Consider the following 6,393-nt stretch of genomic DNA (forward strand, 5'->3'; position numbering starts at 1 on the left):
AATTATTTGGATCGTAATATTTCTTTTTTAATTCAATTGCAGAAAATCTTCTTTCATGATAACAGTGTTCATGTGCTAAAAATAAGTATTTCCTTTTTTAGTTGCTCAAGGCTTTCAAAAAAATTATCTTTGTTCAATTAACTATTTAAAAGAAAAAACGTGGAAAATAGTAAATATCCTCAATTTACTTTTACATGGATTGGAGGCTTGGTTTTAGTGATCGGGATGATTCTGGGAACTACAGTGGTTTCTTTGGTCAATGTTTTTTGGATGTTTGTTTTTAGGCAGAATCTGCAATATTCAGATGCTTATCTTATGATTGGTAATGCTGCCGGTTTTCTAAGTGCTATTGCCTTATTTGACTTTCTTATTGTAAGACCAACTACAAAGAAAAAACTGAATTTCAATTTTTCTCCTACAAATTTTTATACCTATCTGCTGATTTTTCCTATGATGCTGGGAATGATGTTCATTGCTGAATTCATTACCTCTCTGATCCCTGTTACGGGACCCTTCTTTGGTAAATACTATGAGTTTTTTAATCAACTTATGGATCAGCTTACATATAACAGGGTGGTAATGGTTATCACTGCTGTAATCATGGCGCCTATATTTGAAGAAATTATTTTCAGAGGAATTATACAAAAAGGATTGATTAATAAAGGAGTGGCACCCTGGAAAGCTATTTTATCAGCTTCCATTATTTTCGGGCTGGTGCATGCTAATCCATGGCAGTTCGTAGGAGCAGTGTTATTGGGTTGTGTATTGGGGCTGGTGTATTATCGAACTAAATCCCTGCTTTTAGCAATGTTTTTACATGCTTTTAATAATCTTTGTTCTTCCCTGTTAATTTCATATACTAAAAATGAAAGTTTTGCGGAAGCAGCTCATGTTTCCGAATGGGTAATATTGGTAGTAGGAATCGTACTTTTTTCTGTATTTTATTACCTTTTTACAAACAACAAAATACATTACTCTGAAGATTAATAAAAATGAAAATGGAATTACTTGTAGCAACACACAATGAACATAAGAAAGAAGAGATTCAGCAGATCCTTGGAAATGATTTTACTGTTAAAAGCTTAACAGATTATGATATCCATGAAGAGATCATAGAAGATGGGGATTCATTCCATGCCAATGCTCTGATAAAAGCAAAGTATTGTTTTGAAAAAACAGGAATTCCAAGTTTGGGAGACGACAGTGGTTTGGTGGTAGATGCCTTGGACGGAAGGCCTGGAATCTATTCTGCCCGCTATGCAGGAGATCATGATTTTGCTCAAAATATAAAAAAAGTGCTGAGTGAACTTGAGGGAGAAACCAATAGAAAAGCCTATTTCATTACAGTTTTGTGTTATTATGATAAAAACGGAGCTCAATATTTTGAAGGTAAAGCACACGGGAATCTGCTGACAGAAAATAAAGGATTTAAAGGCTTCGGTTATGACCCGATTTTTGTTCCGGAAGGTTATGGCAAAACTTTTGCAGAAATGAACCCTGAAGATAAAAATAAAATCAGCCACCGCAGAAAAGCAATAGATATGTTCTTAGATAATGTAAAAAGGAATGATAGACATTGATGAATGACTATTATAAATGAAAACAGAATTTCTATTGTACATTTGTTATAATAAATTAATGATTTGAGTACTTATTTAACAATATTAGGTTTTAATTCAGCGATACCCACTATTAATTCTTCTCCTACCGCACAACTGCTGGAAATGGAGGAGAGGCATTTTCTCATAGATTGTGGTGAAGGGACACAGGTACAGCTGAGAAAAGCAAAAGCCAGATTTTCAAAAATCAATCATATTTTTATCTCACATCTTCATGGTGATCATTGTTTCGGGCTTCCGGGACTTATTGCATCTTTTAGGCTGCTAGGTAGAGAAAATCCTTTGCATGTTTACGGTCCGAAAGGAATCAAAAAGATGTTGGAAACAATCTTTACACTTACCGAAACGCATCGTGGCTTTGAAGTGGTTTATCATGAACTGGAGAAAAATTATTCAGAAAAGATATATGAGGACAGTAAAATAGAAGTGTATACCATTCCTCTTGATCACAGAATTTATTGTAATGGCTATCTGTTCAGGGAGAAACCTAAGGACAGGCATCTTAATATACAGGAGATTTCAAAATATGAAGAAATTGAGGTTTGTGATTATCATAATTTGAAAGCAGGGAAAGATTTTGTTTTAGAAGATGGTTATGTACTGAAAAATGAAATCCTAACCACAGATCCTGCACCTTCTGTTTCTTATGCATTTTGTAGTGATACACGATATCTGGAATCGGTAATCCCGATTGTGAAAAATGTTACAGTAATGTACCATGAGTCTACTTTTCTGCATGATTTGAAGGAAATGGCTGATTACACCGGTCACTCAACTGCTTTAGAGGCAGCTACCATTGCCCAGAAAGCACAAGTTAATAAATTGATTTTAGGTCATTTTTCTAATCGTTATGCAGATTTGACTGTTTTTACTGATGAAGCCAGAACAGTGTTTCCCAATACTTTCTTACCAAAAGCATTAGAGACCATTAAACTGTAAAAGAAATGTTGAATTTTGAAGAGCTGAAGGAATATTTAGATGAGAAGGCGGAGAAATATAATAATGCTGAATTCATAGAAAATGATCCGATACAGATTCCACATCGTTTTTCCTTGCGGCAGGATATAGAGATTGCGGGGTTTTTATCAGCAACGATTTCATGGGGAAACCGGAAATCAATTATTAAATCAGCAGAAAAAATGCTGGATATTATGGGGAATTCTCCTTATGATTTTGTACTTAACTATTCCGAAAAAGATCTTCAGGGAATTAAGGATAAAAGTATCCACAGGACCTTTAATGGTGAGGATTTTTCTTATTTTATAAAACAATTTAATAAGATTTATAAAAAGAATGATAGTCTGGAAAATCTGTTTATGATAGAAGAGGATTCAGAAACTAACTTTCTTCACCCTATCGAACGTTTCAGAACTCAGTTTCTGGAAACTGAAAAGCACAGAAGCCATAAGCATGTAAGCTCTCCCTATAAAAATTCATCATCCAAAAGAATCGTAATGTTTCTGCGCTGGATGGTAAGAAAAGATAAAAAGGGCGTGGATTTTGGAATATGGAAAAACATAGATCAGAAATATCTGTCGATTCCGCTGGATGTGCACACAGGAAATATATCCCGCCAGCTAGGGCTTATTTCAAGAACTCAGAACGACTGGAAAACAGTGGAAGAACTTGATGAAATAGTCAGAAAACTGGATATCAATGACCCTGCAAAATATGATTTTGCATTGTTTGGATTAGGGGTGACAAAAGAATTATTGTAATAAAAAAACAAAGAAAGGATGAAAACAAAAGGTGAAAATATAGAAGCATTAGAAAAGATAGCTAATGGTATTACTTCATGGATAGGTTCTGTTCCTTCACTTATTGCCCATAGCTTGTTTTTTATTATTTCTTTTTTGCTGCCACTGCTCAATCTTGTTGAATTCGATAAAATGCTTCTGATCCTTACTACAGTAGTTTCATTGGAAGCGATCTATCTGGCTATTTTTATTCAGATGTCTGTTAATAAAAGCAATGAGAAGATTGGAGATATTCAGGAAGATATAGAAGATATACAGGTGGATATTGAAGAGATCAGTGAGGACTTAGAAGAAATCAGCGAAGACATTGAAGAAATTAGTGAAGATATCGAGGAGATCAATGAAGATATAGAAGATATTCAGGAGGATATTGAAGAAATCAATGATGAAGAAGATGAAGAAGATCATAATGAAAGAGCAAAGAATGTTATGCTAAAAAGCAATGTAAATTCTAATAAAAATGAAATCAAACTGTTAAAGGATCAGATACAACAATTGCAAGAGGTAATTAATGAATTGAAAAAAGAGTAACAAATTTTAAATATTTTTATTATTTTTGAAAAAACAATAATAAAATGTTTAATTATAGAGCGAAAATTTACTTTTTATTTTTAGGATTACTATTTACTTCATCTCTTTTGTTTTCTCAAAATACACCCAGAAAAAGTGTAAAAGAAAAACCAACTCCATCCAGTTTTAAAGCTGGAGCTTTTATAGACGTCAATGCTGCATCCTATCCCGCTTCAAGTTATACGATCAGCGAACTGGTCAATAATGTCTTGATTAATGGTGGATCTACCTGCGGGACGAGTGGAGTTACGAATGTAACGGTTTCCCCTAATCAGGATAACACGAATGCCAATCGGGTTTGGGGGTATTTTAATAAAGGAACTACCAACTTTCCTTTTGATGAAGGAATTGTTTTGGTAACAGGAACTGCCAGCAAAGCGGGGAATGCTTTTGAGTCGGGCACATTAAGTGACAGCCCAGGAACAGGAAGTGATCCGGATTTGGTGGCAGCTATCAATCCTTTAGCTACGCTTTATGATGCAGTGGCTATTGAATTTGACTTTGTACCGAATAGTAATCAGGTTAAATTCAACTATCTTTTTGCTTCTGAAGAATATACCTCAACTTTCCCGTGTGGGAACTTTTCAGATGGTTTTGCTTTATTGTTAAAAAAGGTAGGGGATCCCACTTATACTAACCTTGCTGTTTTACCGGGAGGTGCAGGCCCAGTGAGTGTAACTAATATCGTGCCTTCTAATTATTCTTGTGGTCCCATTAATGCTCAGTATTTTGCAGGGCAAAATACAACCAATATTGAAACTAACTTCAATGGGAGAACGATTCCTTTAACTGCGGTTGCCGATGTTGTGCCTGGTGAGACTTATCATTTTAAGATGGTGCTGGCAGATGCTTCGGATTCAACCTATAATTCTGCAGTTTTCATTGAAGGAGGTTCTTTTGACATAGGAACTAAAATTGTAGACGGAAACGGAGTAGTATTGCCGGGTGTTCTTAATGTATGTGATAATGTACCACAAACATTGGTAGCTCAGGCCGGAACAGTTCCGGGAATGACGTTCCAGTGGTTTAAAGACGGAGCTCCGATTGCAAGTGCAACTTCAGCCACTTATGTTGCTACACAACCCGGTGTGTATGAAGTGCAGGTGACCGTACCGGGAAATCAATGTCCGGGAACAGCAACAATAACCATTGTTGGCGGAACAACCCCGGTCGCACAAAATGCAACTTTACAACTTTGTACAACCCCGACTCTTACTACATTTAATTTGAATGATGCGATGCCGTCTATCAGTACAGCTACAGGTACAGTATTTCATTTCTATGAAAATCAGGCGGATGCAACCGCTCAAAATACAAATTATATTACCAATATTGCCAGCTATAACGGAAATGACGGTCAGGTTCTTTATGTAGTAGTTTCTAATGGGGGATTCTGTAGTAAGATGGTGCAATTAACGTTAATAAAAGAAGCTACCCCAGTAGCTCAATTGACTCCTTCAAAAGTAAGAATATGTGTGGGAGAATCTGTTGTTTTAACAGCAGCAGGTGGAGTTACTTACGAATGGGATAGCTTCTCCGGAACAGGAATGACCCAAACTGTTTCACCGACTCAAACCACTACTTATACCGTATATGCAATAGGAGCAAAAGGATGTAAATCAACGCAGCCTGCTACTGTTACTATTGAAGTTGTACCGGCTATTACTTCTGATCTTTCAGGGGGAATGATCTGTACAGGAGATCAGATTACGCTAGACGCTGGAAGCGGACCTGGTTATGAATATATATGGAGTACCGGATCTACTACCCAGACTATTTCTGCGGCGACACCTGGTGTCTATACGGTAACAATTACTAACGGTGTCTGCTCCAAAACATATACGACAGAGGTTATACAGGCGATTATACCGGAGATTATAAAAGTGGATTATAATGATAACGGAACGATGATTTTAACGGCCAGTAATCCTAGTAACGGACCATTGGAATTTTCTGTGGATAATGGAGTAACATGGCAGTCTTCTAATATATTTTCAAATGTTCCTAAAAACAAATTGATTTTTATAAGGGTGAGAGTGAAAAATACAAGCTGTGTAGGATATCTTGAGTATTTTACTTTCAGCATGAAAAATGTAATTACTCCGAATGGAGATAATGTTAATGATATTATTGATTTCAGAGGAGTAAGTGATTATAAGGACTTTAAAGGAGTGATCTATGACCGCTACGGAAGAGAGATATTTAAGGCTGAAAAGACCAGACCTTACTGGGATGGTTATTTCCAGGGTAAAAAATTACCTACTTCTTCCTATTGGTATCAGATAACATTTGAGGATCCTGCCAGCAAACAACTTACGGTAAAAACCGGATGGATTTTGCTGAAAAATATTGAATAAATTATTATAAATATGTAAAAAGACCGACAATTTGTTGGTCTTTTTTTATCTTTGGATAGAATTATATTAGAAATGTTAAAATAAATAAGT

6 protein-coding genes are annotated in these 6,393 nt (G+C 35.7%); all 6 read left to right on the forward strand.

Translation table 11 applies throughout. The features are described 5' to 3' along the window. The first annotated feature begins 159 nt into the window (after positions 1-159). The 6 genes from Q0A18_RS12540 (at position 160) to Q0A18_RS12565 (ending at position 6,303) form a co-directional block, all read left to right on the forward strand. On the forward strand, positions 160-987 hold the full coding sequence (locus tag Q0A18_RS12540; protein WP_292010491.1) for a type II CAAX endopeptidase family protein: 828 nt from the start codon (positions 160-162) through the stop codon (positions 985-987). A gap of 5 nt (positions 988-992) precedes the next feature. Then, on the forward strand, positions 993-1,580 hold the full coding sequence (rdgB, locus tag Q0A18_RS12545) for an RdgB/HAM1 family non-canonical purine NTP pyrophosphatase (protein WP_292010492.1): 588 nt from the start codon (positions 993-995) through the stop codon (positions 1,578-1,580). A 63-nt stretch (positions 1,581-1,643) separates the two neighbouring features. Further along, complete coding sequence (locus tag Q0A18_RS12550) at positions 1,644-2,558, forward strand: ribonuclease Z (RefSeq protein WP_292010493.1); 915 nt, start codon at positions 1,644-1,646, stop codon at positions 2,556-2,558. An 8-nt stretch (positions 2,559-2,566) separates the two neighbouring features. Next, positions 2,567-3,337 (forward strand): TIGR02757 family protein, encoded by a 771-nt coding sequence (locus tag Q0A18_RS12555; RefSeq protein WP_292010496.1) that lies wholly within the window; start codon positions 2,567-2,569, stop codon positions 3,335-3,337. Between the two features lie 18 nt (positions 3,338-3,355). Beyond that, positions 3,356-3,907: a DUF1003 domain-containing protein gene (locus Q0A18_RS12560; RefSeq protein ID WP_292010494.1), complete on the forward strand. Its 552-nt coding sequence runs from the start codon at positions 3,356-3,358 to the stop codon at positions 3,905-3,907. Between the two features lie 44 nt (positions 3,908-3,951). Continuing rightward, a complete protein-coding gene (locus tag Q0A18_RS12565) occupies positions 3,952-6,303 on the forward strand; it encodes a choice-of-anchor L domain-containing protein (protein ID WP_292010495.1) in 2,352 nt (783 codons plus the stop codon). Positions 6,304-6,393: the final 90 nt, after the last annotated feature.

It is taken from the genome of Chryseobacterium sp., assembly GCF_022712095.1.
Classification (GTDB): domain Bacteria; phylum Bacteroidota; class Bacteroidia; order Flavobacteriales; family Weeksellaceae; genus Chryseobacterium.

What these genes read in the sequence shown, in the direction of transcription:
- Q0A18_RS12565 (WP_292010495.1), top strand. Translation starts at nt 3,952, where the DNA reads ATGTTTAATTATAGAGCGAAAATTTACTTTTTATTTTTAGGATTACTA.
- Q0A18_RS12560 (WP_292010494.1), top strand. Translation starts at nt 3,356, where the DNA reads ATGAAAACAAAAGGTGAAAATATAGAAGCATTAGAAAAGATAGCTAAT.
- rdgB (WP_292010492.1), top strand. Translation starts at nt 993, where the DNA reads ATGAAAATGGAATTACTTGTAGCAACACACAATGAACATAAGAAAGAA.